Raw genomic sequence first — 25,749 nt, forward strand, 5'->3', positions numbered from 1 at the left:
CGTCAGTGGTGCGTCTGCTCGATCTGTTCGAGAAACCGTGCCGCGCGCGGGATGCCGGGGTCCTTGCGAATGCCGCGCTCGTAGTCGGGATACATCTCCGGACCGAACGGCGGTTGACAGTCTCCGAAATGATTATCGATGTTCCAACGCAAAAAACCGTTCTTCTTCCACTCCGACATCACAAGCACGCGGCCCGATGGCAACGTGAACGCGATGCCCTGCGGTGTGGGTGCAAACGTGCATCCGCCGGCGCGGGCCACGTCTGTGATCCAAGTCAGGATGTCGGCTACCGCCATGATTTATCGCCCATATTTGTCATAGGAGCTCGCTTCGCGCAGCGGACAGCCGGCGCCCCCTCGCTTCGAATCAAAACGAAAGGATAACCGTGTCGTCGCCGCACAGCAGGCCGTCATGGACGGCATCACTTTCGTTCGTAGAATCCGCGATGAAGGCGTCGAGTATCCGCCGATCGGTTCGTTCGTCGGCTTTGTTCTCACAAAGATTGAAAAGGGGAGCTTGGAAGCGGTCGGCACGCCAACCGCGGCGCACTACAATCCGCTCGGTGTCGTCCATGGCGGATTCTCGTCAACGCTCATGGATCTTGCGCTTGGACTCGTATCGGTGACCGTACTGCCTTCCATGGATCACGGTGTGACCACGACCGATCTCAACCTTCGTTACGTGCGCCCGATTACGGAAACCACGGGTCCGATGACGGTGGTCGCGTCGGTGCTGCATGCCGGCAAGCGAATCGTGGTCGCCGAAGCATCGCTACGCGACGAAAATCATAAGCTCTACACGCTTGCCCAATCGACGCTGCTCGTCGTGGCCAGACGATAGCTCGGCGCCACTTGGCCGCGAGCGCGCGCAAAAACAAAGGGGCTGCCTTTCGGCTGCCCCTGGATTTGCGGATGTCGACCTTGCTCTAGTACAGGTCGACTTCGCTGAGGTTCTTCTCGATCTTCCGCTTGACGCGCTGAAGTGCGTTGTCGATAGATTTGACGTGGCGATTGAGGTCGCGCGCCATCTCCTGATACGACTTGCCCTCCAAGTAGCTCAGCAGCACCTGCGACTCGAGGTCGCTCAGGTTCTCCTGAATCCGCTCTTTGATGTCCTCCGAGACTTCCTGGTTGATGACCAGTTCCTCGGGATCGGACATCTTCGCGCTCGCCATCACGTCGAGCAGCGTCCGTTCGCTGTCCTCATCGTAGATGGGTTTGTTGAGCGAGATGTACTGGTTCAGCGGGATGTGCTTTTGGCGGGTGGCCGTCTTGATGGCCGTGATGATCTGCCGCGTGATGCACAGCTCCGCGAACGCGCGGAACGACGAAAGTTTGTCGGCGCGGAAGTCGCGGACGGCCTTGTAAAGGCCGATCATGCCTTCTTGGATGATATCCTCACGGTCGGCACCGATGAGGAAGTAACTTTTGGCTTTGATGCGGACGAAGTTCTTATATTTGTTGAGCAGGAATTCCATGGCGAGATTGTCGCCACATTTCGCTGCATTTACGAGTTCTTCGTCGGCACGCTCGCTGTAATCTAGAGTCTCTTCGGCCTGGTGGAGTGCCCCCAAGTTTTGTTCGTACCCCCGGTTTATTAGAGTGGCATTCGCCCTCTTTTTGTTCCTTTGTGATTATAGGGGTGCGATGGGCTTAAGTCAAGGATTGACGGGGGTTTGACCGCTTGTACTGGTCGTCACAAGCGCCTTCGCCGCCCTCTGCCGGACCGCCTCAAAAAGCACAACTGCAGCCGCCGACGACGCATTTAACGATGCGATCTTGCCTTTCATGGGTATTTTGGCGAGAATATCACAACGCTGCAAAGCTAGATGCGATAGGCCTTTGGCCTCCGCGCCCACCACCAAAACGCAACGTCCGGTGTAGTCGACAGCAGTATATGGAACCGCCTGCGGCGCGGTCGCCGTGCCCACGACCCAGCACCCATCCTCTTTCAAGTCGGCAAATGCGCGTACTATGTTCGGGACACGCGCTATCGGTAGATGTGATGCCGCTCCAGCAGCGGCCCTGCGAACGCCGGCGGTCACCAATGCCGATCTCCGGTCCGGTAGGACCGCTGCCGTCGCGCCGGCGCATTCGGCGTTGCGCAAGATCGCGCCGACGTTTTGTGGATCTTCGATGTGGTCGAGCGCGACGACCAGCGCATTTTCGTCTGCGCGAACCGCCGCTCTCACCGCGGCCCACTCGGTGTATCCAAACGGCGGCGCCAGGGCGACGATGTGCTGGTGATGCGCATCGCCGTAGCGTCGAAACGCAGCCTCGTCTTCGATGTCCACGCGGATGCCGCGTGCCGCTGCGGTCTGCAAGAGAACTGCGATGTCCTTATCCGCCGCGCGCCGCCGGCCGACGGTGAGGCGCAACAGCGGCTCGCCGGCTGCGATCGCTTCTGAGACCGAGTGCACCCCGAAGACATATTCGCGATCTGCGTCGAGGCCACGAACCGGTCGACGTGCTGCGCGGGCCTCAGGCCGGCGCACTGACGGTCCAATCCGTTCCGCCCTTGGCGTCTTTGAGGCTAATGCCGGCGCTCGCCAGCAAATCGCGAAGCCGGTCGGATGTGGCAAAGTCCTTCGCGGTCCTCGCATCCACGCGCATGGCCACAACCTTGTCGATGAGCGCGCGGTCGTCTGCGTGGCCGTTACCCGCGACGGTGGCGAGCGAACGGCGCGCATCATCCGACAGACGCACTTCGAGCGCTGTTGGTCCCAGACCGGCGAGCTCCGCGGTCGGCGGCAGACCGAGCACCTCAAGACAACGCTCGACGAGCGCGACCGCGGCAAGCGGCGATCCGTCGCGGCGGGCGGCGGCGGCCCGCTCGGCTTTCAGACGCTTCTGAAGCCAGCCGATCGCGCCCGCAGTGTTGAGGTCGTCGTCGAGCAGGGCATCGAATTCTTCCGAGTCGATCGGACCGCTGGCCCGAGCCGGCAAGCCGGCAGCGGCCGAGCGCAATAGCTCGAGATCCGCGTACAAGCCGCGCAGACCTTTGGTGGCGGCTTCAACCGCTTCGTCCGTGAAGTTGGTGGGCTTGCGATAACCCGTTTGGAGGAAAAAGTACCGGATCGCCGCCCACGACTGGCGCTCGAGCAGCTCGACGAGGGGCACGAAATTGCCGAGCGATTTGCTCATCTTCTGGCCGTCGACGTTGAGCAGACCGGCGTGCATCCAGAGCTCCGCCATCGGATGTTTTCCGGTGAAACTCTCAGTCTGCGCGATCTCGTTCTCATGGTGGGGGAAGATGAGATCGGTGGCCCCGCCGTGGATGTCGATCGTGTCGCCGAGATAACGGCGCGACATCGCCGAGCATTCGATATGCCAGCCGGGCCGCCCGGGCCCCCACGGGCTATCCCATGTCGGCTCGCCCGGCTTCGCCTTCTTCCAAAGCGCGAAGTCGAGCGAATCGTTCTTCTGCTCGCGCACTTCAAAGCGGACGCCGGCGCGCAGTTCATCCACATGGCGGCCGCTCAATTCGCCGTAACGCGCAAACTCCTTGACCTTGAAATACACGCCGTCGGCGGTCTCGTAGGCGGCGCCGCTCGCCACGAGACCTGAGATCATCTCGACGATCGCCGGAATCTCTTCCGTCGCACGCGGCACGACGTCGGGTTCGCGCAAGTCGAGGCGGCGCGCGCATGCATTAAACTCGCCGTAGAAGCGCTCGACGATCTCGCTCCATGAAACGCCATCCTTATTCGCCCGATCGATGATCTTGTCGTCGATGTCGGTCAAATTCTGCACAAAGCGAACGGCATAGCCGCGCGCGGTCAGATGGCGGCGCAGGACATCGAAGGTGAGAAACGTGCGCGCATGCCCGAGGTGCGGATGCGAATTGGGTGTGAGGCCGCAGACGTAGATGGTGACCGCCGGCGGCGACAGCGGTGTGAGTTCGTCGAGCCGGCGCGTTCGGCTGTTATAGACGCGGACCGCCATACGGCTCCCCGCTGCGGGCTTTTTCTTCGAGCGCATCCACGCGCCGGACGAGCGCCTGAATGGCTTCGTCTTCCGGATCCGGCATGTCGACGTGCGGAAAGACGGGCTCGGCTACTTTGATGCCGTCTTGGTGCACGACGTGCCCGGGTACGCCGACCACGGTGCTGTTCGGGGGCACGTCTTTGACGACCACCGCCCCCGCTGCGATCTTCGCATGCGCGCCGATGACGATCGCGCCGATGATCTTCGCGCCCGCCCCGACCACGACTCCCTCTTCCAACGTCGGATGGCGCTTGCCGTGCTGGAGGCTCGTTCCGCCAAGCGTCACGCCCTGATAGAGCGTGCAGTCGTGTCCGATCTCCGAAGTCTCGCCGATCACCACGCCCATGCCGTGATCGATGAAGCATCCGCCGGCGATCTCGGCGCCGGGATGGATCTCGACCCCTGTCCAAAAGCGCGTCACGTGCGAAAGGAAGCGCGGCAGCACCGGCACGCCCCAACGCTGGAGCGGATGGATAAAACGGTGGGCGAAGACGGCGTGAAATCCCGCATAGCAAAGCAGAACTTCGAGCCAATTGCGCGCGGCTGGGTCACGCTCAAAGCATGCCCGCCAATCGTGGGAAATCTGGGTGAATATCGACTCGTGACGCATTGGTCCATCCTGCTATCGTGTTTGCGGCCGCCGGCGGATGGCCCGCCGGCTTAAGGCAACGGGCGCCTCATGCGCCCGGTCAACAGGAGCAACAGCAGATCGAAGGCCTTGCCGGCGTCACTAATGTCATCACCAAGATGTGATTCAATCCGACGGCGGCCGGTCCTTCCACGCGAGCGCGCGCCGGACGCGGGAAGCCACGCGCGACGCCCCTAGCAAGGGCAGCAGCAGGGGCAGTTCGTGGCCGTGGTCGTTGCCGGTCACTGCCGCGCGGATGGGTCGGAAAAGAGCGCGGCCTTTCACGCCGTGGCGTACGCCGAGCGCCGCGAGCGCGTCGCGGGTCACGGCTGCAGCCCACCTGTCCGTATTTTTTTCGCACGCATCCGCGATCGACGCAAACTCTTCGAGCATTGCCCGCGCCGCTGACGGTTCGAGCGCGTCGGCGACGGCCGGATCGATCGCGAATCCATCGTCAAAGATCGCGGCCGCTTCTTTTGGAATATCGGAGAGCACGTGGACGTGCTCCGTGAGCGTGCGATCGAGCAATGCGCGCCAATGCGGGTCGTTGAATTCCGGCAGTGCGCGGACGGACTCGTCCATACCCGCCCATTGCATGACGAGGGCTATTCGCTCGTCGTCGGGCAAGCCGCGCAAGTAGTGCGCGTTGAACCACTGCAATTTGCCGTGGTCGAAAACAGCCGGACTTTTGGCGACGCGGTCGAGCGAGAAGGCGCCGACCAGTTCGGCAAGCGAGAAGAATTCGCGGTCGTCGCCTGGCGACCAGCCGAGCAGCGCGAGATAGTTGATCAGCGCCTGCGGCAAATATCCTTGCTCCCGGTATTCCGCCACCGCCGTGGCGCCGTGCCGCTTGGATAGCTTTTGGTGGTCTGGCGCGAGGATCATCGAGACGTGCGCGAACAGCGGCTGCGGGCGCTCGAGCGCCTCGTACAAAACGACCTGACGGGGCGTGTTCGGAAGATGCTCGTCGCCGCGGATCACGTGCGTGATGGCCATTTCACTGTCGTCTACGACTGCGGCGAGATTGTATGTCGGCAAGCCCTCCGATTTGACGACGACGAAGTCGCCGATCGTGCCGGCCGGAAAATGCACCGAACCGCGGATGAGATCTTCGACGTACACGTCGCGGTCCGGCATCGCAAAACGAAGCGCGGGCTTTCGGCCGGCGCGTTCGTGATCCGATCGCGCTTCCGCGGTCAGCGTGCGGCACTTGCCTGAGTAGCGCGGCGGCAATCCTTTCGCTTCTGCCGCTGCTCGTTCGGCATCGAGCTCTTGCGGCGTGCAATAACAAGGGTATGCCTTTTCGAGCTCGAGCAGGCGCGCCGCGGCGAGCGCGTAGCGGTCGCGGCGGTCGGTCTGGCGATAGGGCCCAAACGGGCCGCCGATGTCCGGCCCTTCATCCCAATCGAAACCGAGCCAGCGCAAGTCGTCTTGGATGACCGTTTCGGAGTCGGCCGACGATCTTGCCGTGTCGGTGTCTTCGGAACGGAGCACAAGCGTGCCGCCGTGTTTTCGCGCGAACAGGTAATTGAAGAGCGCCGTCCGTGCACCGCCGACATGCAGCGTACCGGTCGGCGCGGGTGCGAAGCGAACGCGGACCTTCGGGTCGTCGGCCATCATGCCCGCGCCTCCGTGCCGGCCGGGCCGCTGTTGGTCAGGATGTTCGCGATCGCGTAGGCCGCCACGCCTCGCCCTTCGCCCTCGAATCCGAGCCCTTCTGTGCGCTTGGCTTTGACGCTGACGCAATCCAGCTTTACGCCGAGGGCGCCGGCGAGATTGGACCTCATCTGCGCGACGAACGGCGCCAGCGCCGGCTCTTCGGCCACCACCGTGCAATCGACATTGCCGATGTCGAAACGCTCCGCTTTGACGAGCGAAACCGCCCGCCGGACAAGCTCGACGCTGTCGGCGCCTTTGAATCGGGGATCGCCCGCCGGAAAGTGCGTGCCGCAATCTCCGAGCGCCGCTGCGCCGAGCAATGCGTCGATCAGCGCGTGCGCCACCACGTCGCCGTCGGAGTATCCGTCCAATCCACGTTCGAACGGCACGACCACGCCGGCAAGCACCAGCGGCCGGCCGGCGACGAGCGGATGGGCGTCAAAGCCGAAGCCGACTCTCAATGCGCGGTCCGCCGTTGCGCCGCGATCTGCGCCGCGACGGTCAAATCTTCAGGCGTGGTGATCTTGATGTTGTCGTAGGAACCTTCGATGATCTGCACGTCGGTTTCGCCGGCCGCCTCCACGAGCATGGCGCAATCGGTGCCGACAAATCCGTCGCGCTCCGCCGCCTCGTGCGCGCGCATCAGCACGCCATACGCGAATGCCTGCGGCGTCTGCGCTGTCCACAGCGTCTCGCGCGCCACGGTTCGAAGAACAACGCCGCTTTCGCTCGCCTGTTTGACCGTATCTTTGACCGGCACGGCGAGAATCGCCGCGCCGTTCGGGCCGGCGGCCGCCGCGACGCGCTCGATCTGATCGGCCGTGACAAAGGGCCGCGCGCCGTCGTGCACGAGAACGATCGCGGTGTCGGTCGGTGCCGCGCGCAACGCTGAGTATACCGAATCTTGCCGGCGCACACCGCCCGCGACCACCGCTCGCACTTTCCCGCCGCCAAGCGCGCGCGCAAGGGCCGCAAAGGCGTCTCGCTCATCCGCTTCGCACGCGATGACAACGTCAGTGACAAGCGCGCAGTCCGCAATCGTCGCAAGCGACCATGCCGCGACGGGTTTGCCATCCAGTTCGTGCAGTTGTTTTCGCATGCCGAGCCGGGCGCCGCGGCCTGCTGCCGCCAGGATGGCGGTGACGCGCGTGGGCGCCATCGTCTTCAGCGCTTCACCTTGGCAAAGATCATGCGCCCTGCCGCGGTCTGCAAAACCGACGTCACTTCCACCGCCACCGCTTCGCCTTTGAGCGCGCGCCCGTTCTCCACGACGATCATCGTGCCGTCGTCGAGGTATCCCACGCCCTGATTGAGCTCTTTGCCCTCTTTGACGATGGTCACCGCCATCGCCTCGCCGGGGATCACCACCGCCTTTAGAGCGTTCGCCAGTTGATTGATGTTGAGGATCTTGACGCCTTGAAGGCTGGCCACGCGATTGAGATTGAAGTCATTGGTCAGGATATGCGCGCCCATATCGCGGGCGAGCACGACGAGTTTGCCGTCGACGTCGCGTTCCGGCACGTCGCGGTCGAGCACTTCGAGCGACTGCGAGACGTCGCGAAGCTGTGAAAGCACTTCCAGACCTCTGCGTCCGCGTCCGCGTTTGAGGCTGTCCACCGAATCGGCGATGGTCTGCAGTTCGCGCAGCACGAACTTGGGGACGATGAGCCGACCGTCCACGAATCCCGCTTGCACGATTTCAAGGATGCGTCCGTCGATGATGACCGACGTATCGAGCAGCTTCGGCGGCGCATCGCCTCCGTGCATCGCGCCGCGCGTCCAGGTCGAAAGCCGCTGGCGCAGGCCGACGCGCACACCGAGATAGCTGAAGAACAGCGTGATCATGGTGTAGAGGACGAACGAAAGCATCGGGCCGTAGCGCGGCAATTGGTTGAACCCGCTGAAGATGTCGCGCACGAAGAACGAAACGGTGAGTCCGACGATCAATCCGATCGCGCCCGAGAGCGCCTCGGCCGGCTGCAGCCGTGCGATGCTGTCTTCGATGCCGTAGATCAGCTGCTCGAAGGCGCGGAAGAACAGCGGCGAAACCGCGATGCCCAAGAGCGCGCCGAGGACGGGAAGTCCGATGTCGCGCAAGAGCGCCATCATGCCGATGGCGCCGATGAACGCTTCGAAGTGCAAGGAAAGCTCGTGGCCGCCGATGATGCCGAGGATGCAGAACAGCACGGCGAATGTGGTCCGCAGAGCGAGATTGGTCACGTTGGCTCGTTTCGAGAGAGATCGGGGGAGAGGAATTCGGCGCAGACGGAGTTGGCAAGCAATCGGCCTCTGCCGGTGAGACGCGCGCGTGCGCCATCGTCTTCGAGCAACCCGGCCGCCGAGCATTTTTTCCGGGCCGCGCGAAAGACCGACGCCGAATCGATCCCGAAGCGGCGCGCGAAGTCCGCGTCGACGATTCCTTCGTCGGTCCGCAATGCCAGCATCGATGCTTCGCCGATTCGCCGTTCGATAGATAAACGCTCCTCATACGCGCGCACCGGCCGGCCCGTTTCCATCGCCGCGCAATAACCCTCGAAATCGCGCTGATTCGCGTACCGCAGCCCACTTTCGTAACCGGCGGCGGACATGCCGAACGCGAGACAATCACGTTGCCGCCAATAGCCGATGTTGTGCGCGCTCTCGTAACCCGGCAGCGCGAAATTGGAGATCTCGTAGTGCGCGAATCCCGCATCATTCAAAATCGCGTCCGCGGTCTCGAGCTGATCGGCCACGAGTTCCTCATCGGGAAAGTCCAGCGGGTTGCGCGCGTACCACGACGCATACGGCGTACCTGTTTCGATGGTGAGGCCGTAGACGGAGACGTGCGTCACCGGACTTGCGACGGCGGCGTGAAGCGACGCCTCGAACGACGAGCGAGTCTGTCCGGGCGCGCCGGCGATCAGATCGAGGCTGACGTTTTCGAATCCGGCGGCACGCGCCGCGTCGAGGAATGCCGTCGCTTGCGCGGCCGAATGATCTCGGCCCAATCGATGAAGCTCGACATCGTCAAACGACTGCACGCCCACCGACAAGCGATTGATGCCTGCATCGCGCCAGCGGTCGAGGTCCGAAAGACCGCGCGAGGGATTCGCCTCGAGCGTGACTTCGATCGTGCCAGGATCGATGGCGAACCTCGCGCATAGGCGCTCCATCAAACTTTCGATCCGCGCAGCGGGCAGCGCCGAAGGGGTGCCGCCGCCGAAGTAGACCGTCGCGATGCCGCCCGCCGGTTTTGCGGCGCGCTCGATCTCGGTTTGCAGCGCCGCGCAGTAGCGCTCGATAGCTTGTTGGCGCGTGCGGACGACCGCGAAGTCGCAATAGGGACAGATGCGGTCGCAAAACGGGATATGCACGTACGCGCCGGTGCCGGTGTCGGCAATCGAAGCGGCCCAGCGCGGCGCCGGTGACGTTACGGGATGAAGCATACGCCGACCGCGCCCGGGCCGGCGTGAGTCCCGACGGTCGGCCCTATGTCGCAAGTGATTTCCGAGACCGGCTCGGTGGCGATCCGCAGCCGCTCGCTGATGGACGCTGCAAGCTCGGGCGCGACGGAGTGCAGGATTGCGATCCGTGCACGGGCTTTGTCCGGCATGCGGTCTATGGCCGTCTGCACGAGTTGATCCACCGCGCGCGTGAACGTGCGCACTTTGGTGTGCTCGCTCACGGCACCGTCTTTCAGCGTGAGTATCGGCACGATTTTCAAGACGTTTCCCACTAGTCCTCGAACGCCGCCGATGCGGCCGCCGCGGGCGAGGTATGTGAGGCTTGGAACGGTCGCGAACAGTTGGACGTGCGGCAAGTCCGCGCGAATCGCTTTCTCGACGTCGTCGAAAGAAGCGCCTTCGGTGAAGCGGTGTCGCGCATCGATGGCCAGCATGGCGATCCCGGCGGAAACGCATCGCGTATCGATGACCGATATGCGCCGCGCGTCCACCATCGATGCGCCGATCGACGCAGCGTTGAACGTGCCCGACAGCGCGGCGGAGATGTGCAGCGAAAGAATGCGCTCGGCGCCGGCATCGAGCAGGCGACGGTAGGTCTCGACGAACGCGGCCGGCGCTGGCTGTGCGGTGATCGGCGGCTGCGGGCTCGTCTCCAATTTGGCATAGAACTCGGTGCTGGAGAGGTCGACGCCGTCGCGATACTCCTGATTGCCAAAGCGGATGGTCAGCGGCACGACGTCGACGCCGTTTGCTTGGGCGAGTGCGCCCATGTCCGCGGCCGAGTCGGTGACGATCGCAAAGCGCTCGCTCATACGGCTGCCCTCGTCGCGTCGGCGATCGCGCCGAGAACGTCCTGACGGACGGCGGTCAGCGCGGCCCGGCACGCGCTTTCGACGGCGAACGAATCCGTCCGGCCGTGACCGATAAGGCAGACGCCACGCACGCCGAGCAAGGGCGCGCCGCCATATTCGCGATAATCGAGCTTAGCCCTGACGCGCCGCAGGGCGGGAAGCATCAACGCGGCGCCGGCGCGCGCGCGCAAATTCTCCTTCGACGCGCGGCGCACGGAGCCGAAGATGTATTCCGACGTCGCCTCGACGAGCTTGAGGGCGACGTTGCCGACGAAGCCGTCGCAGACGATGACGTCGGCGTCGCCCAAGAGAAGATCGCCGCCTTCGACGTTGCCGATGAAATCGATTGGCGCCGCCCGGAGCAATGGAAACGCGGAAGCAGTCAAGGCGTTGCCCTTTCCCTCTTCTTCACCAACGGAGAGGAGGCCGACTTTCGGCGCTGCCACACCGAGCACGCCGCGAGAATACGCGACGCCCATCAACGCGAACTGCACGAGCCATTCCGGTTTGCAATCGACATTGGCGCCCGAGTCCAACAGCAGCATCGGGCCCTTTATCGCGGGCCATGCGGTCGCGAATGCCGATCGCGCGATGCCGGGCAGCGTGCGCAGTCTGATCGTCGCGATCGCCAAGAACGCTCCGCTGTTGCCCGCGGAGAAGGCGGCGTCGGCGTTGCTGTCGCGCACGAGCTCGATGGTGCGGCCCATGGACGTCTGGCCGCCGCGGCGCAGCGCGGCCGACGGCGCTTCGTGCATCGACACTTCCTCTGAGGCATGAACGATACGGACATTAGCGGCGGCGCCCGCCGCTGCGAGCAGAGGAGCGATGCGCTTTTCGTCGCCGACCAGCAACAGTTGAAATCCCAGCGCCTTGGCCGACTTGCACGCGCCCGCCACGACCTCCGCCGGGGCGAGGTCGCCTCCCATCGCGTCGATCGCGATGCGAACGTCGCTAGCGTTCAATGCAGACCACGTAGTCGGAAGACGGCTGTCCACCGTAGTAGACTTCGACAGCCATTTTCGGATAGGCGACGCGCACCGCGCCTGCCAGCGCTTCCGCATCCTTAAGTTTGCGGCTCGCGCCGTAGTAGAGCGTGGTGAGCTGCGCGTCGCTCGTCCCGCTCTCGCGCACGAGCGCGACGGCGATGCCGGCCGCGTCCGAACCCTCCACGAGCCGCTCTGGACTTCCGTTGCGCGCGTCGAGAGAACCGACAAGCTGATTTCTTTTCACGGCGACGCCGCCGATCTCTGCGTCACGGCCTGCTGCGAATATGGAGCCGCTCGCAGCCACCGTGGATTCGGCCGCAAGTTCGTCCGGCGCGACTTCTGCGTCTTGCGGTTTGTTCAACAAGGCGAAGAGCGTGGAAATCCCATCCCCGACGGTCCGCGTCGGCACGACCAACACGCGACGGTCGGTCAGGCGTCCGACTTCGTTGGCCGCGAGAATGACGTTTTTATCGTTGGGAAGCAGGTAGACGACCGGCGCCAGCACTTTGTTGACCGCGACGAGCAGGTCTTTCACCGACGGATTCATGGTCGCTCCGCCGAGAACGGTCACGTCGGCGCCAAGCTCCTTCGCTATCTTGACGAACCCCTCGCCGGGCACGACGGCGACGATGCCGCGCGGCTTTGCTTCCCGGTCCACCACCAAGACGTTATGCTGCTCTTCCATGTTGTCGATCTTGAGCTTGGAGACTTCGCCCAGTTCGCGCACGCTCTCCGCAACTTTTTGCGGAAAGTCGGTGTGGAGATGGACACGGATCGTGCCTTCGCCGCCCGCGACGATGAGCGAATCGCCTTGCGTCATCAGCTGTGAGCGCAGCTCGTCGACGCCGACCGTGGCTTTCGTCAGCACGAACTCGGTGCAAAAGCGGTTGACCTCGACATGCTGTTTGTTCGTGAACGTGATCGCTCGCACCGGTTTGCGCGGGAACGCCGTCGTGTATGTCGCGCGGCCGGGAAGCATGCGCAAAATGCCCTCCATGAAATACACAAACCCTTGCCCGCCCGCGTCGACGACTTTGGCCTCTTTGAGGATGGCGAGTTGTTCGGGCGTCTTTTCGAGCGCTGCGTTGGCGGCGACGACAACCGCGAGCATGACGCGATTGAAATCCGGTTCGGAGACGGCGGCCTTGAAGGCTGCCTCCGCCGCGGCCGACGCCACGGTCAAGATAGTGCCTTCCACGGGTTTGAGCAATGCTTGTCGCGCCGCATGCACGCCGTCGCCGAGCGCGGTTGCGAAGTCGACGGTGCCGATGGCGTTCTTGTGCCGCACCGCGCGCGCAAAGCCGCGGAACATCTGCGAGATGATGACGCCGGAGTTGCCGCGAGCCCCCATGAGCGCGCCTTCCGCAGCAGCGGCGGCGACGACCTTGAGATCGATGCTGTGCGCGGCGCGCGCTTCGATCATGGCGCTGCGCACGGTGAAAAGCATATTCGTGCCGGTATCGCCGTCGGGCACGGGGAAGACGTTCAGGTCGTTGATGACCGAGCGGTACTTCCTGAGGAAATACGTGCCAGCTATGACGAAGTTGGCAAACGTCTTTCCGTCGCAGCTGGTGATTCGCACACCTGACGTCTACGACGTCCCGTATAGCTGACCCTTGAAGCCCGCGTGCCGCTGTGGTATTATAGCGAGGTTGCTCTAGTCCGAGGAGAATCTTTTCATGGCCAAGCGATGCGACGTTTGCGGCAAAGGGCCGGCGTCCGGAAATAACGTCAGCCACTCGATGCGCAAAACGCGCCGTCGCTGGCTGCCGAACCTGCAGTCCGTCCGCGTCAAAGTCGGCGGCACGGTGAAGACCTCCAAAGTATGCACCGGCTGCTTACGATCGAAAAAGGTCACCCGCGCAGTCTAAACTCATGTTTTCCTGTAGGGCCGACCTTTATGGTCGGCCCTAATTTTTTTTTGGCCGACCATAAAGGTCGGCCCCACAGAATTGGTCGGCCCCGCAGATTAACCCAGGTGGTTGTAGCCGCGCGGTTCCAGCAGACGGCGGCCGGCGTCGTCCTCGATCCACACAACGCCGTCGCCCGGTTCGAAGCGGCCTATAGGCGAGAGCGATGTTCCGCATCGATGCTTCAACGCACTCGCAACATGTTTGAACGCGCGCCGCGAAGCTGCGAGCAGCAGCTCGTAGTCGTCGCCGCCGTGCAGGATGAGCTCGAGGGGCTCGACCTTGAGCGCGTTGGCCGCCGCGCGCAATGCGCTGGCCGGCTCGAGCAATCGTAGATCCACGACGGCGTCAACTCCGGATGAACGCGCCATGCGCGCGACGTCGCTCGAGATGCCGTCCGAAATGTCCATCATCGCGTGCACGGCTGCGCTGCCGCCGAGGAACGCGCCTTCGCGTAGCCGAGGCAGCGGCCGCAGATACGCGCCGCACACCGCATCGCGATCACGAACATCCAGCGTCTGCGCGATTCCCGCATCCAATACGCGCAATCCCGCCGCGGCGAGCCCGAGCGCACCGGTAAAGGCGATCACGTCGCCGGGCTTTGCTCCGCTCCGCAGCCGCATGCGCGTGCGGCGCACGTCGCCGGCCACGGTCACGCCGATGGTGAACACCGGTGACCGCACGATGTCGCCGCCGACAACTGCGCAGCCGGATGCGCCGGCAAGTTCTGCTATCCCTCGATAAAACGCGACGAGCCACGCTTCGTCTATCGCCGGAGTGAGCCCGAGCGCGAGCACGACGACGGCCGGACGGCCGCCCATCGCCGCGATATCTGAGAGATTCACCGCGAGGGCTTTGCGTCCAATATCTTCCGGCGTCGCGCCCGAAAGCCGGAAATGCGTTCCATCGACGAGCATGTCGGTTGTGATCAAGCTTAGGTGCGAAGCCGGTGCTTTCCACGCTGCTGCGTCGTCGCCGATGCCGGCGCTGACGGATCTTGGGGGCTCACCGAGCACCCGTTTGAGCGACAAGACGAGCGAGTCTTCGGTGAGCAGCGCCGCGATCAGTTCGCCCACAACTCTCGGACGAGTTTGATCGCCGCGCCGGGATTTGGCGTGCCATAGATGCCGGCGCCCATCACGATCGTGTCTGCGCCCGCTCGCCCGACCTCGACGAAGTTCTCCGCGTGCACGCCACCGTCGACCTCAAGCTCGACAGAATAGCCTCCATCCGCGATCATTCGCCGCGCGGCGGCGATCTTCGCGGTGGAGGTCGGAATGTATGACTGACCGCCGAAGCCCGGGTTGACGCTCATGATGAGCAACAGGTCGATGTACGGCAGGATCTGATCGAGTTCGGAGAGCGAGGTGGCCGGATTGACTGCCAGACCTGCGCGCGCTCCGCCGCTTTTTATCTGCTGGATCAGACGGTGCGCGTGCACCGTGGCTTCCCAATGCACGGTCACGATGTTCGCCCCTGCGTCGATGAACTCGTCGACGTACTTCTCGGGTTCCACGATCATCAAATGCGTATCGAACGTGAGCGGCGTGAGCTTGCGAAGGTCTTTGATGATCTTCGGCCCCCACGTGATATTGGGGACGAACCATCCATCCATGACATCGATATGGAAGTAATCGGCGCCGGCCTCGGCGACCACCGCCATCTGCGCACGGATGTCGGCGAAATCCGCCGACAGCAGCGATGGCGCGATCTTTGGGCAGCGGCGCGCGTCACCGAAGCTGGACTTCATGGAGCGCGACTTCGCGTCGCGCGGCGCCCATTCCTTAGAGCGCGGTCGAGTTCACGAGTGCGTCGTCCACGTACGTGTCGATCGTCGCAGAACCGGTGACCGTCACGTCGAACGAGAGCGTGAAGCCGCCGGTCGTGTGCTGGTCATAGAGCGTTCGAGCGCCGGTCGCATCGAGCAAGACAACGCGGATGTGCGCGGGCGATGACGATCCCGGCAGTGCGACCGACACCCGCATGCCTCGCGCGCCCTCCGGGGCCGGAAGCGCGCCGCTCGGCGTGGGCTGCGGCGAACCTTGATCGGGCGAACCGCTGGCGCCGGCAATCGGACTGACTTCAGCCGCCGGACTTTGTTCCAGCGGCACCGGCGTGGGCGGTGCGCCGCCGCTCACTTGCAAGGAGATGCGCTGGTTCGGCAACAGAGGCGAGCCGGCCGACGGATCTTGCGCGACCACCGTGCCTTTCGGTCTCGCTCCGGGCGCGATCGCAAGCTGGGTGATCTTGTCGAGCGGTATGCCTGCGTCTTTTGCAGCCGCAAGCGCGAACGACGCGGATGCACCGACGAAATTCGGCGCATATTTCTGCGGCCTGCCGCCTGCTACGACGAGTTCGACGCGCGATCCGGCCGGCAACGACGTGAACGCATCCGGCTTCTGATCGAGCACCGTTCCCGCGGTGACGTCTTCCTGTCTTTTCGTCTGCACGTCGCCGGCAAACAGATGCGCGTTCTCGAGCGCGACGGTCGCGTCGCGGAGCGACATCGCGCCGACATTCGGCACTTTGACGGTCGGCACGCCGTCGGATACGATGACGTCGACGCTTCGTCCCTCGCGCACCTCTTCGCCCGCCGCAGGCAATTGGCCGAGGATGCGATCCTTCGGTGCCTTAAAATCCGATCGCCGGGCGACGACGTGAAGCGTGACGCGCGAATCAGCCGCGAGCGTCTGCGCCGCCGAGAACTGAAGTCCGATCAACGACGGCACGGTGACCGGGGCGCCGGCGGGCGCGGTGAATGCGTTCCATGTGAACACGAGCCAGACGATGATGATCGCGGAAACCGCAAGCGCAGTCCAAAACGCGATGAAGTACCAAGGGCGTTTGCCGGCCGGCCGTTTTCCGCTCTTGGCGGCTCGCTCGGCGCGCAATTTCGCCGTGCGACGTCCGCCTCGCGGCTCATTCCCGCCGAAATCGCTCACGCAAGCTGTTCCAACACGGCGTCGGGAATGTCGGCATTGCTCGAGAGGCGGGTCACATCTTCATGTTCTTCCAGCGCATCGAGGAAGCGGAGCACTGCGGGCGCGTCTTCCGCGCTCACCGGCGCGAGCGTCTTCGGCACGAGCTCCACGGTGGCCGACTGCACGCGAATCCCGCGCGGAGCGAGCACGCGCCGCTCCACCTCATCGCGGACATTCGAAAGCGATCGCGGCTCGGTCACGATTTCGACGTCTTCGCCGTTGACCGCGACGTCGAGCAGGCCGTCGAGATCGGCGCATTCGAGCAGTTGGTCCTCGGTGATCGCGGCCGAAGGAAAACGGATCACGCCGCGCTCCTCGAACAGCCAGGCGACGCAGCCGATCTCGCCGAGATTGCCGCCATTGCGCGAAAACGCGTATCGCATCTCGGAAGCAGTGCGATTGCGATTGTCGGTCACCGCATCGACGATGACGGCGACTCCGCTAGGGCCAAACCCTTCGTAGCGGATCTCCTCGAAGGCGTCTCCCTTGCCCTCGCCCGTCGCGCGAGCGATCGCGCGCTTGATGTTGTCCATCGGCATGTTGGACTCGCGCGCCTTGGCGACCGCCAACTTCAGCTTGAAGTTCGCATCGGGGTCGGGCACGCCGGATTTCGCGGCGACGATGATCTCTTTGCTCAACTTGGTGAAGATCTGCGCGCGCTGCGCGTCGATCTTGCCCTTGTGTAGGCGGATGTTGTGCCATTTGGAGTGACCGGACATCGACGTTTACCTGTCTGACGTGAGCGGCATGCCAAAGCGCAGCCGGAGGATATCTCTTATGGTCTTGAGGATGACCGCCATTCCTGCGCCCTTGGAATAGCCGGTCGTCCGCGGATAGTGATGGACGCCGCGCTCCATGATCGCGACGCCACGCCGGCTCAACTTGATCAGCAGCTCGGAGCTTATGAACGCTCCGTTCGATTCGAGCGCGAGGCCGTCGAAGACCTCGCGCCGGAAGAGCTTGAACGCGCAATCGATGTCGCGCACGCGCAACCCGAACACCATGCGCACGATGAGTTTGTAGGTTTTCGCGATGAATAGCCGGTGCGGCGGGTCGTTGCGCTTGATCCGAAAGCCGACGACGACGGGTGCCTGCGAGAGCATCGCAAGCGAGCCCGGCAGCTCGTGCAGGTCGAACTGTCCGTCCGCATCCGAGAAAAAAATCAGTTCCTTGCGCGCGCTCGCAAAACCCGTGCGCAGCGAAGCGCCGTAACCGCGGTTGCGCTCGTGTTTGACGAGCCGCACGCGCGGATCGGCCGCAGCCAAGCGCTCGACGATCGCCGCCGTCTCATCGGCGCTGCCGTCGTCGACGACGACGACTTCCAGGTCGGCGGCGAGCGGCGCGCAGGCGGAAAGGGCGTCCGAAACCGTCTTTTCGATGATGTCTTCTTCATTGTACGCCGGAAAGAACACGGTGAGCGACGGAACGCGGATCTCCGCGGCGGTCATATCCATCCAAACCAGTTCGGCGCTCCGTAGTGGAACCACATGCGGTGGTCCCAGCCCCACCACGGGATCGGCGCGCCGTTGAGAATCGGCAAGAAGTAGACGAATCCCCCCACGCAAAGGGCCAGATAGGCGTCGACGCCGACCGCGATCCAGTTGCGATACGTCTTGCTGCGCGCGAGGCCCACTTCCCACAGCCGCAACATGACGTACGTCGAGCACAGACAGATGAGCGCGGTGTTCGAATAGAAGTTGTATTCAAAGTCGATGCGCGTCGATGCAGCCCACGGCACCCACTGCCAGAAGTACATGATGACGACGAACAGCATGCCCTTATGCCGCTCGCGCCAAGCCAGCACGCCTGCGGCCGGCACAGTGATCACGCCGGCAAGCCACACGTACGGATTCGGCAGCGCGATGATCTCGGAGACTAGGTGATTTGGGTCCGGAGCGCCTGGAAACTCTTTCCAGAAATAAGAGACCGGGCGGATTTCGAACGGCCAGCTCCACCAAGCCGATGCGTACGGATGCGTCGCGACGAGATCGTGATGGTAATGCCACATGATGCTCTGCAGCCAGATCAGCGCGGCGAATCCCTTATGGCCGCCTTGGCTCGGGTCCATCGCAGTGTGCACGGCGTGCTGGAAGTTGGGCACGTAGCAGAGCACGTAGATGACAAGGGTCGCGAAGACGATCGAAGAGATGTAGAGCGGCAACCGCGCGGCAAACGGATTGCCCCAGATAAAGCGCGCGCCTGCGCTCGTCGCCTTATCCCATGCGCTGGGCAGGAATTGCTGTGCGGTGATGAGTCCCCCGACGAACCAGAGCCCGGCGAGGTCGAACAAACCGTACCACTTGCTTGCGATCATCGCAGCGACCGAAAGCGCGGTCAGCACGAACCAGAACGTCCACGGTTGCGAGTCGCGAACGTGCGTGCCGCGCCAGTTGCCCTCGATCGTGCCGTCTCGTTTACGTCGCAGCTTTCCGTCGGGCGTCGTGATCTCCGCCCCTTCGTTCGTCCACACCACGCGCGTGTCGCCGTCGGTCGTGACCGCGTTCTTAAAGGGACGTCGCTCTCCCGAAGGCAGCATGATGCCGTCGCCGTCCAGGACGACGCCGTCGCCGAACACCACTGCGCTGCGCGCCTTTTCAAAAGCGGCAGTGCGCGCGAAGAGCCACACGGCGACGCCGCCGAACGCCGCGACTGCGAGCAGATACGGAACGATGGACGCACTTTCAGTGGCGGGAGTGCCGGTCACGATAGCCTGGATCTTCAAGTAGGCGAGTACGCTGAGGAACGCCGCGATGCTCGCAACAATTCCGTTCGTCGACGGATAGCTGACCGGCCCCGGGCGGGCGACGATCTGGGATGCGATGATGAGTCTGTATGCGCAGTACATGGTGAGCAGCGCGAGAAATCCCATGAATATCTCGGGCTGCGCGATGCGCGCTTGCACGTACCAGTAGTCACTCGTCACGAGCAGCAGCACCGCCGCGGTGGCCGCCGGCGTGGACGAGAACAGCCGCTTGGCGAAACCGTAGAGCAGCGGAATGGTCAACACGCCGCACACCGCGCTCGTCATGCGCGCACCGAACGGATCGCCGGCTTTGAAGACCAGGTTGAAGAGCCACGCCCCCGCGGCATAAAGAAGCTTGATGAACGGCGGATGCGTCCATTCGTAAAGATCTTTGCCCTGCAAATACTCTTGCGCAGCGCGGGCATAGTAGATCTCGTCGAAATACCGGTCGGTGGGATATCGAATGCCGGTGAAGAGGAGCAGCGCCGCCACGGCCATCCAACCGCCCACGATGATGTAGTCGGCACGCGTCCAGCCGACGAGGCCCTCAAAGACCGAACGGTATGCGCCGCCTCCCACGGAAAAGGCCTGTCTGATCCGGACGAACGACTCCGCAAGCGACGCATCCATCTCATCGACGAGATACGACCCCGCGACGGCGAACAGCACCAGCACGTTGATCAGCGAAAGCCCGTGCACTTCGAACGGATTGAGGTCGGCGCTCGGATGGTATAGATATTGCAGCGCGTACGTGAGATTGAACATGAACGAGACCGAGAGCAGAACGAGGGCCGCCTTTGGCAGCGCGCCTCGGTTCCACAGCAACGGCAAGACGGCGAGAGCCGAGAACATATACCGCTCGTGCACGCGAGTGGTGAGCATGAAGTAGCCAAGCAACGCGATGAAGCACGCGGAGACAAACCGGTACTGCCGCTCGCTCACGTCCATGTCCGGACCGGTCGTTCGCCATTGCCGCCAGGTGAGCGCGGCCAAGAGAAAGACGAAGATCGCGATGCCCCAGTCGTATTGCGGGAAGCCTAAACCGGGGATGCAACCGCCGCCAAGAGAGGGCGGCAGGCAGACGCGGACCACTTCGGTGTCGGGCTGCCACATGTCGCGGACGATCGAATACAGATTAAATGCATTGGCCGAGTTGACCTGATAGACGCTGACGCCCGTTTGATAGCGCTGGTAGAGCCATGTCAGTACGCCCACCGGATCGAAGTTGGGCGCAAACGGTATGGAGCCGATCCACGCGACGGCTGCGCCGATCACCGGGGCAAGCAGCACGCGCCATGAGAACTGGCGCCGGAGCTGCCACGCGATGAGGAGCGGTGCGACGACCAACGGCTGCGGCTTGATGAGCACGGCAAACGCAAGGGCCGCCCACGCGAATTCGAACCGGTCTTCCAATGCGAGGTAGATGGCGAGGACGAGGAAGACCGCCGCAACCGAGTCCGCCTGGCCCCAATACGCAGACACGAACCACGAAATGGGATTGAGGACGAAGACTGCGACTGCCCAGAGAGCGCCCGCGCCAGGCCAGGTCCGCCGCGCGATCAAGTAGATGAGGACGCCGATGCCGATGTCGGACACTATGGCCGGCAGCTTGCAAAGGAAGAGCAAGTGGAAGTAGTCGTTTGAGGCAAAGAACCGCGCGAAGATCTGGCCGACGCACCACAGCACGAGCATATAGCCCGGCGGGTAATCGACGAAACCGGCCCTCGCGTAGAATGCTTTGACGCCGAACTTATTGAGGCTGAGCGTCCACGATTCGAAGCTTCCGATGTCCGTCACGTGCCCTTGTGACGGCAACAAAATGAGCCGGATCACTAGACCGGCTCCGAGGATGATCAGCAGCCACATGACTTCGCGCGACGAGAACGGCACGCGCCGCTCGCTGGGCTGCTTGATTTCCGACACGACGCTCACGCTTCGTTACCGTCCGCTCCACGCCTCTACGAATTCAGCAAGCGCGTGAATGTCGCGCGCGCCCTCTCGCGCCGCATCGGCATTTTCGGCAGCCGCGCGAACGCCTGCCTCGCGCGCGCCCGCCGCCTCGAGTTCGGCGCGCAGCGCGCTGACGACGCGGTCGTCAAGTCCTGTTCCCGGCCTGCTGTAGGCTTTGCGGATCGCGGCGCCCGCGCCGGCCGGGGCGTGCTCCAGCGCCCACACGACCGGAAAACTCTTCTTGCGCCTGCCCAAATCGGCGCACGCCGTTTTGCCGGTGCGATCGGTTTCGCCCCAGATGCCCTCGATGTCGTCGCGGATCTGAAAATACAAGCCGAAGCGCCGTCCGACTTCCGCACATCGCGCCACGTCTTCGTTGGATGCACGCGCGCACAGAGCGCCGAGCCGCGCCGAGCAGGCGAACAGCGCCGCGGTCTTGCCCTCGATCATCTCAATGTACCAAGAGGTCGTCGCTGTCGCGTCACCTTCCCCCGCCAAGTCGAGCGCCTGACCGCGGCACATCGCTATGTGTGCTCGCGCGAGCGACGCCGTCATCGCATAAGCGATATCCGTGCCGAGCAGCTCCGCGACCGGTTCGAGCGAACGATATGCGAGCGCTCCCACGACGTCTCCGCAATTGACGCCGTGCGCTAGACCAAATTCGGACCAGACGGTCGCCCGCCCGTGCCGCAATTTGTCGCCGTCTTCGATGTCGTCGTGGATGAGCGAGTAATTGTGCAAGAGTTCCACAGCGGCGCATGCGGGCAACGCGACGGCGTCGCTCGCGCCGAATGCGCGTGCTGCGGCAAGAACGAGTCTTGGCCGCAGACGTTTGCCGGTTCGCGCGCGTTCCGGTTCGGCAAGTCCGAAGTGATGACGCAGTTGAGACCGGAGCGGCTCGCGATGCGCGGCATCTTCGATGACATCGCGAAGATACTGCTCGAACGGACCGAGCGTACCGGCGGCTTCCGAAATGACCCTCAGACCTCGACGGTGCGAGCTTCCGGGAACCAGTCGCGCAAGCGAGCGACGACGTCGTCCGCGAGAAATCCGGGCGTGGACGCGCCGGTCGCGATGCCGATCCGTTCATCGCCGCGGAACCAGTCGCGCTGCAGATCGCCGGCGTTTTCCACGAGGTACGCGCGGGCGCCCTCGGCCTCGGCGATCTCCGCGAGGTGGCGCGTGTTCGCCGATTTCGTGCCGCCGATGACCACCATGGTGTCGACGTCGCGGGCGAGATCGCGCGAAGCGTCTTGACGGCCTTGCGTATCGGAACAGATCGTGTTGTAGACGCGGACCTCATAGTTGATGGCCGCGATCTTCCCGACGAGTTCTTTGAACTTGTCGCCGTTCAGCGTGCTTTGCGAGACGATGGCGATGCGGCGCATGCGACGGATCTCGGTTTCATCTTGGGGCCACTCGTTCATGACGAGGCAGCCTTCGGCGTGACCGGCAATGCCTTTGACTTCAGGATGGTTCGGATCGCCTAAGATCACGACGCTGCGGCCTTCTTCGGCGAGCCGGGCGGCAAGTCGCTGCGTGCGGGTGACCATAGGGCAAGTGGCGTCGGCGACGCGGAGACCTTTTTGCTCTGCCGCGGCGATGACTTGCGGCGGCAGACCGTGCGCGCGGACGAACAACGTGCCCTCTGAGATCTCGTCGAGACTGTCGACGTTCTTGAGGCCCTTTTCATCGAGTTCGCGCACGATGAGCGGGTTGTGGACGATGTTGCCCATGGTGTGGACGTCGTCGCGCTCGGTCGTTTCCGAAAGCGCCTTCTTATACGTCAGCTCGACGCCGAAGCAAAAACCTTGAGTGCGCGCTTTAAGTATTTCCATGTTCTTGACCGGGCATGAGTCTTTCGATAGCCATTGCGAGATCGAGCGTCCATTGATCGAGTTCAGCCTTCGTCGCTTTTCGTTCCGACCCCTGGAACATCATCGGCTTGCCGATGTTGACTTCGACTGGATCGGTGCGAAAGCGACGAAAGGCGAATTCCGTGTTGACGAGTGCGACCGGCACGACAGGACATTTAGCCGTGGCCGCGATGAGGACCGCGCCGCGCCGCGCCGTCGCCGCTCCGTCGATGTTGCGCGTGCCCTCCGGAAAGATGCCGACGCATTCGCCTGCTCTGAGCGTCTTCAACGCGTGCTTGATGGCGCTCGGGTCGGCGATCTCGCGATTGACCGGAAAGGAGTGCACGTTCCGCAGAATCCAGCCGAGCACGGGAATAGTGAAGAGCTCTTTTTTCGCCATATAGTGGATGGTGCGCGGGAACCACGCGCCGAGAAGCGGTGGATCCAAATACGAGCGATGATTGGCGGCAACGATGAGGGGCCCGGCGAGCGGCACGTTCTCGACGCCGGTTACGCGGGCGGCGTAGAGCAGCGTGGTCAGTGGCCGGAGCACGGCCTTACAAAATGGATATAAGCTCACGGCGCGGCCCCGACGATCTGTGCCAACTTTTCGACGACGTCGTCGATGCTCATGGCGGACGTGTCGATCTCGATCGCATCGGCTGCCTTCAAAAGCGGGGATGCCGCGCGCGTCGTGTCGCGTGCATCGCGGCGTTCGATATCCGCGCGCAGTTGCTCGCGCGTCGTCGAATTCCCAGCGGCGCGCAGTTCGGCGAGACGCCGGTCGACGCGGGCATCGACGCTGGCCGTGAGATAAAATTTGAAACGCGCATGTGGCAGTACGGCCGAGCCGATGTCGCGACCGGCCATGATAACGTTGCGCCCCTGTGCGAAATCGCGCTGTGCGCCGATGAGGCGGGCGCGCACGCGCGGCATGGCCGCGACATGCGAGACGGCGCGGGAGACCTCCGGTGAGAAGAGCTCCGGTCCGAGCCGGACGCCGTCGGCGATCACCGAGTATCCGAGAGGCTCGGCGGCGTCCGGCGCGGTCTGCAAGTCGAGCGCATCGGCAAGTGAGCCCACAGCCGCTTCGTCGTCGGGAGCGATGGCGCGGCGTAGCGCGATGAGCGCGACAGCCCGGTAGAGCGCACCGGTATCGAGAAAGAAACAATGTAGTCGTGACGCCAGCAGGCGCGCCACCGTGCTCTTGCCTGACGCGACTGGTCCATCGATCGCGATGTGCAGGGGACCGGAACCCACAGAAAATCCTTTCACGACGGTCCGTGCCGGCGTCTAGTGCGATACATGCGGTGTTCCCGTGGCGGGCGAGCGCGGTCCTGCCGAAGAAACGCTCGAGTCATGGCAAAGCGGCAGACACACTTCTATTGCAGCGGTTGCGGATTCGAATCACCCAAATGGCTGGGCCGCTGTCCTACATGCGATGCTTGGAATTCTTTTGAAGAAGCGCCGCGCGCACCGAAGACGTCGAACCGTGTCGACCGCCGCGGATCCGGACCGCTATCGGACGCTGTCAAACTCTCCGACGTCGACGGCGCGGCGGCACACCGAATCCCAACCGGAATCGGCGATCTCGACGAGCTGTTGGGCGGCGGTATCGTTCCCGGTGCCGTGTTGCTGCTCGCGGGATCACCCGGCGTTGGCAAATCCACGCTTGCGCTCGCATTGCTGCACGCGCTCGCCGGCGATCACCGCGTGCTTTATTGTTGCGCCGAAGAATCGGCGGGTCAGACCAAGATGCGGGCCGCGCGCGTTGGGGCTTCACCTGAGATCATGCTCATAGCGGACCCCGACGTCGATGCAGTCATCGCGTGCGCGCAAAGCGTGCGCCCAACGCTGCTCGTCGTCGATTCCATTCAGGCGGTCAATCTGTCGAGCGTCGAGGGCGCACCGGGTTCTGTCGCGCAAGTCCGAGAATGCGCGCAATCGTTGACGCGCTTCGCAAAGGAAAGCGGCTGCGCCGTGATCCTCGTCGGGCACGTCACCAAAGACGGCGCGATCGCCGGGCCAAAACTGCTCGAACACGTCGTCGACACGGTGCTGTCATTCGAGGGAGAGCGTCTCGGTACGCACCGGCTTTTGCGCGCCACGAAGAACCGTTTCGGCGCGACCGACGGCGTGTGCGTGTTTTCGATGGCGGACGGCGGCTTGCGCGAAGTCCGCAACCCGTCATCCGTTTTTCTTGGCGAACGGCCGTCGGCCGCTCCGGGCTCAACGGTCGTCGCGACGCTGCAGGGCGCGCGGCCGTTGCTCGTCGAGGTGCAGGCGCTCGTTTCGTCCGCGGGCTACGGAACGCCGCGGCGTCTCGTCAGCGGGCTGGACTACAATCGCGCGTGCATGATCGTCGCTGTCCTCGAACGCCGGCTCGGCATGCAGTTGGGTTCGCATGACGTCTACATGAGTGTCGTGGGCGGGATCAAGGTCGTGGAACCCGCGGCCGACCTCGGCGTCGCGCTCGCCATCGCTTCGGGATTGCGCAACCGGCCCGTCCCCGACGACCTCGTGTGTTTCGGCGAGATCGGACTCGCCGGCGAACTGCGCGCGGTGACCGGCGCGGAGCGTCGGCTTGCCGAAAGCGCAAAGTTAGGATTTCGTGTCGCAGTCATGCCCGGCGGTTCGCGAGAGCGCGTGGCCGTGGGCGATCTTGAATGCAACACCGCGCGCACGCTTGCCGAAGCGATCGCACTTGCACTCGATTGACTGTACTAGGGCAAGCATCGCGTACTAGGGTGAGCAAC

The 25,749-nt window shown here is 63.6% G+C and carries 26 protein-coding genes; 3 read left to right on the forward strand and 23 right to left on the reverse strand.

The window, feature by feature from the left end; all coding sequences use genetic code 11:
* Positions 1–2: 2 nt before the first annotated feature.
* Positions 3–296 (reverse strand): hypothetical protein, encoded by a 294-nt coding sequence (locus VII69_12505; protein HEY5095927.1) that lies wholly within the window; start codon positions 294–296, stop codon positions 3–5.
* 115 nt (positions 297–411) lie between these two features.
* Here VII69_12505 and VII69_12510 point away from each other — a divergent pair, with 115 nt between their 5' ends.
* The gene (locus VII69_12510; protein ID HEY5095928.1) at positions 412–840 is read left to right on the forward strand and encodes a PaaI family thioesterase; all 429 of its coding nucleotides are present in this window, start codon (positions 412–414) and stop codon (positions 838–840) included.
* An 85-nt stretch (positions 841–925) separates the two neighbouring features.
* Here the strand turns inward: VII69_12510 and sigH are convergent, their stop codons facing one another.
* The 12 genes from sigH to VII69_12570 form a co-directional block, all read right to left on the reverse strand.
* Positions 926–1,573, reverse strand: coding sequence for an RNA polymerase sporulation sigma factor SigH (gene sigH / locus VII69_12515; GenBank protein HEY5095929.1), 648 nt, complete (start codon positions 1,571–1,573; stop codon positions 926–928).
* Between the two features lie 84 nt (positions 1,574–1,657).
* A complete protein-coding gene (gene rlmB / locus VII69_12520) occupies positions 1,658–2,494 on the reverse strand; it encodes a 23S rRNA (guanosine(2251)-2'-O)-methyltransferase RlmB (protein ID HEY5095930.1) in 837 nt (278 codons plus the stop codon).
* A complete protein-coding gene (gene cysS / locus VII69_12525; GenBank protein HEY5095931.1) occupies positions 2,481–3,944 on the reverse strand; it encodes a cysteine--tRNA ligase in 1,464 nt (487 codons plus the stop codon). The genes rlmB and cysS overlap by 14 nt, the downstream gene beginning before the upstream one ends.
* Positions 3,925–4,596 (reverse strand): serine O-acetyltransferase, encoded by a 672-nt coding sequence (gene cysE, locus VII69_12530; GenBank protein HEY5095932.1) that lies wholly within the window; start codon positions 4,594–4,596, stop codon positions 3,925–3,927. The genes cysS and cysE overlap by 20 nt, the downstream gene beginning before the upstream one ends.
* Positions 4,597–4,740: 144 nt before the next feature.
* Positions 4,741–6,234: a glutamate--tRNA ligase gene (gltX, locus tag VII69_12535; protein ID HEY5095933.1), complete on the reverse strand. Its 1,494-nt coding sequence runs from the start codon at positions 6,232–6,234 to the stop codon at positions 4,741–4,743.
* The gene (gene ispF / locus VII69_12540; protein HEY5095934.1) at positions 6,231–6,734 is read right to left on the reverse strand and encodes a 2-C-methyl-D-erythritol 2,4-cyclodiphosphate synthase; all 504 of its coding nucleotides are present in this window, start codon (positions 6,732–6,734) and stop codon (positions 6,231–6,233) included. Before ispF ends, gltX begins: the two co-directional genes overlap by 4 nt.
* Positions 6,731–7,432, reverse strand: a complete 702-nt coding sequence (ispD, locus tag VII69_12545; GenBank protein ID HEY5095935.1) for a 2-C-methyl-D-erythritol 4-phosphate cytidylyltransferase — start codon at positions 7,430–7,432, stop codon at positions 6,731–6,733. Before ispD ends, ispF begins: the two co-directional genes overlap by 4 nt.
* A gap of 5 nt (positions 7,433–7,437) precedes the next feature.
* A complete protein-coding gene (locus VII69_12550; GenBank protein HEY5095936.1) occupies positions 7,438–8,493 on the reverse strand; it encodes a hypothetical protein in 1,056 nt (351 codons plus the stop codon).
* The gene (gene hemW, locus VII69_12555) at positions 8,490–9,698 is read right to left on the reverse strand and encodes a radical SAM family heme chaperone HemW (GenBank protein HEY5095937.1); all 1,209 of its coding nucleotides are present in this window, start codon (positions 9,696–9,698) and stop codon (positions 8,490–8,492) included. The genes VII69_12550 and hemW overlap by 4 nt, the downstream gene beginning before the upstream one ends.
* Complete coding sequence (locus VII69_12560; protein HEY5095938.1) at positions 9,683–10,528, reverse strand: DegV family protein; 846 nt, start codon at positions 10,526–10,528, stop codon at positions 9,683–9,685. Before VII69_12560 ends, hemW begins: the two co-directional genes overlap by 16 nt.
* On the reverse strand, positions 10,525–11,529 hold the full coding sequence (gene plsX / locus VII69_12565) for a phosphate acyltransferase PlsX (protein ID HEY5095939.1): 1,005 nt from the start codon (positions 11,527–11,529) through the stop codon (positions 10,525–10,527). The genes VII69_12560 and plsX overlap by 4 nt, the downstream gene beginning before the upstream one ends.
* The gene (locus tag VII69_12570) at positions 11,519–13,135 is read right to left on the reverse strand and encodes a DAK2 domain-containing protein (protein ID HEY5095940.1); all 1,617 of its coding nucleotides are present in this window, start codon (positions 13,133–13,135) and stop codon (positions 11,519–11,521) included. Before VII69_12570 ends, plsX begins: the two co-directional genes overlap by 11 nt.
* A 97-nt stretch (positions 13,136–13,232) precedes the next feature.
* On the opposite strand from VII69_12570, the gene rpmB reads away from it, so the two are divergent.
* A complete protein-coding gene (gene rpmB, locus VII69_12575; GenBank protein ID HEY5095941.1) occupies positions 13,233–13,424 on the forward strand; it encodes a 50S ribosomal protein L28 in 192 nt (63 codons plus the stop codon).
* 98 nt (positions 13,425–13,522) lie between these two features.
* Here the strand turns inward: rpmB and thiL are convergent, their stop codons facing one another.
* Genes thiL through cmk form a run of 10 tightly spaced genes read right to left on the reverse strand, consistent with a single transcriptional unit; the run spans position 13,523 to position 24,268 of the window.
* On the reverse strand, positions 13,523–14,539 hold the full coding sequence (gene thiL, locus VII69_12580) for a thiamine-phosphate kinase (protein ID HEY5095942.1): 1,017 nt from the start codon (positions 14,537–14,539) through the stop codon (positions 13,523–13,525).
* Positions 14,527–15,213 carry a ribulose-phosphate 3-epimerase gene (gene rpe / locus VII69_12585; GenBank protein HEY5095943.1) on the reverse strand — a complete coding sequence of 229 codons (687 nt, stop codon included), beginning with the start codon at positions 15,211–15,213 and terminating at the stop codon, positions 14,527–14,529. Before rpe ends, thiL begins: the two co-directional genes overlap by 13 nt.
* A 34-nt stretch (positions 15,214–15,247) precedes the next feature.
* Positions 15,248–16,405 (reverse strand): PASTA domain-containing protein, encoded by a 1,158-nt coding sequence (locus VII69_12590; protein ID HEY5095944.1) that lies wholly within the window; start codon positions 16,403–16,405, stop codon positions 15,248–15,250.
* Positions 16,402–17,163 carry a YebC/PmpR family DNA-binding transcriptional regulator gene (locus tag VII69_12595; protein HEY5095945.1) on the reverse strand — a complete coding sequence of 254 codons (762 nt, stop codon included), beginning with the start codon at positions 17,161–17,163 and terminating at the stop codon, positions 16,402–16,404. Before VII69_12595 ends, VII69_12590 begins: the two co-directional genes overlap by 4 nt.
* A gap of 6 nt (positions 17,164–17,169) precedes the next feature.
* Positions 17,170–17,898 carry a glycosyltransferase family 2 protein gene (locus VII69_12600; GenBank protein HEY5095946.1) on the reverse strand — a complete coding sequence of 243 codons (729 nt, stop codon included), beginning with the start codon at positions 17,896–17,898 and terminating at the stop codon, positions 17,170–17,172.
* Entirely contained in the window at positions 17,889–21,119 is a 3,231-nt protein-coding gene (locus tag VII69_12605; GenBank protein ID HEY5095947.1) for a phospholipid carrier-dependent glycosyltransferase, read from the reverse strand. The genes VII69_12600 and VII69_12605 overlap by 10 nt, the downstream gene beginning before the upstream one ends.
* 6 nt (positions 21,120–21,125) lie before the next feature.
* On the reverse strand, positions 21,126–22,187 hold the full coding sequence (locus VII69_12610; protein ID HEY5095948.1) for a polyprenyl synthetase family protein: 1,062 nt from the start codon (positions 22,185–22,187) through the stop codon (positions 21,126–21,128).
* On the reverse strand, positions 22,118–22,975 hold the full coding sequence (gene ispH / locus VII69_12615; protein HEY5095949.1) for a 4-hydroxy-3-methylbut-2-enyl diphosphate reductase: 858 nt from the start codon (positions 22,973–22,975) through the stop codon (positions 22,118–22,120). The genes VII69_12610 and ispH overlap by 70 nt, the downstream gene beginning before the upstream one ends.
* Positions 22,962–23,573, reverse strand: a complete 612-nt coding sequence (locus VII69_12620) for a lysophospholipid acyltransferase family protein (protein HEY5095950.1) — start codon at positions 23,571–23,573, stop codon at positions 22,962–22,964. Before VII69_12620 ends, ispH begins: the two co-directional genes overlap by 14 nt.
* A complete protein-coding gene (gene cmk, locus VII69_12625; protein ID HEY5095951.1) occupies positions 23,570–24,268 on the reverse strand; it encodes a (d)CMP kinase in 699 nt (232 codons plus the stop codon). The genes VII69_12620 and cmk overlap by 4 nt, the downstream gene beginning before the upstream one ends.
* 84 nt (positions 24,269–24,352) lie before the next feature.
* Here cmk and radA point away from each other — a divergent pair, with 84 nt between their 5' ends.
* Complete coding sequence (gene radA / locus VII69_12630; protein ID HEY5095952.1) at positions 24,353–25,711, forward strand: DNA repair protein RadA; 1,359 nt, start codon at positions 24,353–24,355, stop codon at positions 25,709–25,711.
* Positions 25,712–25,749 lie beyond the last annotated feature (38 nt).

The sequence above is a fragment of the Candidatus Eremiobacteraceae bacterium genome (assembly GCA_036511855.1).
Classification (GTDB): domain Bacteria; phylum Vulcanimicrobiota; class Vulcanimicrobiia; order Eremiobacterales; family Eremiobacteraceae; genus JABCYQ01.

Excerpts from the sequence above, each read along its gene's own strand:
- VII69_12505 (HEY5095927.1), bottom strand. The coding sequence starts at position 296 with ATGGCGGTAGCCGACATCCTGACTTGGATCACAGACGTGGCCCGCGCC.
- VII69_12510 (HEY5095928.1), top strand. The coding sequence starts at position 412 with ATGGACGGCATCACTTTCGTTCGTAGAATCCGCGATGAAGGCGTCGAG.
- cysS (HEY5095931.1), bottom strand. The coding sequence starts at position 3,944 with ATGGCGGTCCGCGTCTATAACAGCCGAACGCGCCGGCTCGACGAACTC.
- cysE (HEY5095932.1), bottom strand. The coding sequence starts at position 4,596 with ATGCGTCACGAGTCGATATTCACCCAGATTTCCCACGATTGGCGGGCA.
- gltX (HEY5095933.1), bottom strand. The coding sequence starts at position 6,234 with ATGATGGCCGACGACCCGAAGGTCCGCGTTCGCTTCGCACCCGCGCCG.
- ispD (HEY5095935.1), bottom strand. The coding sequence starts at position 7,432 with ATGGCGCCCACGCGCGTCACCGCCATCCTGGCGGCAGCAGGCCGCGGC.
- hemW (HEY5095937.1), bottom strand. The coding sequence starts at position 9,698 with ATGCTTCATCCCGTAACGTCACCGGCGCCGCGCTGGGCCGCTTCGATT.
- VII69_12560 (HEY5095938.1), bottom strand. The coding sequence starts at position 10,528 with ATGAGCGAGCGCTTTGCGATCGTCACCGACTCGGCCGCGGACATGGGC.
- rpmB (HEY5095941.1), top strand. The coding sequence starts at position 13,233 with ATGGCCAAGCGATGCGACGTTTGCGGCAAAGGGCCGGCGTCCGGAAAT.
- rpe (HEY5095943.1), bottom strand. The coding sequence starts at position 15,213 with ATGAAGTCCAGCTTCGGTGACGCGCGCCGCTGCCCAAAGATCGCGCCA.
- VII69_12595 (HEY5095945.1), bottom strand. The coding sequence starts at position 17,163 with ATGTCCGGTCACTCCAAATGGCACAACATCCGCCTACACAAGGGCAAG.
- VII69_12600 (HEY5095946.1), bottom strand. The coding sequence starts at position 17,898 with ATGGATATGACCGCCGCGGAGATCCGCGTTCCGTCGCTCACCGTGTTC.
- ispH (HEY5095949.1), bottom strand. The coding sequence starts at position 22,975 with ATGGAAATACTTAAAGCGCGCACTCAAGGTTTTTGCTTCGGCGTCGAG.
- radA (HEY5095952.1), top strand. The coding sequence starts at position 24,353 with ATGGCAAAGCGGCAGACACACTTCTATTGCAGCGGTTGCGGATTCGAA.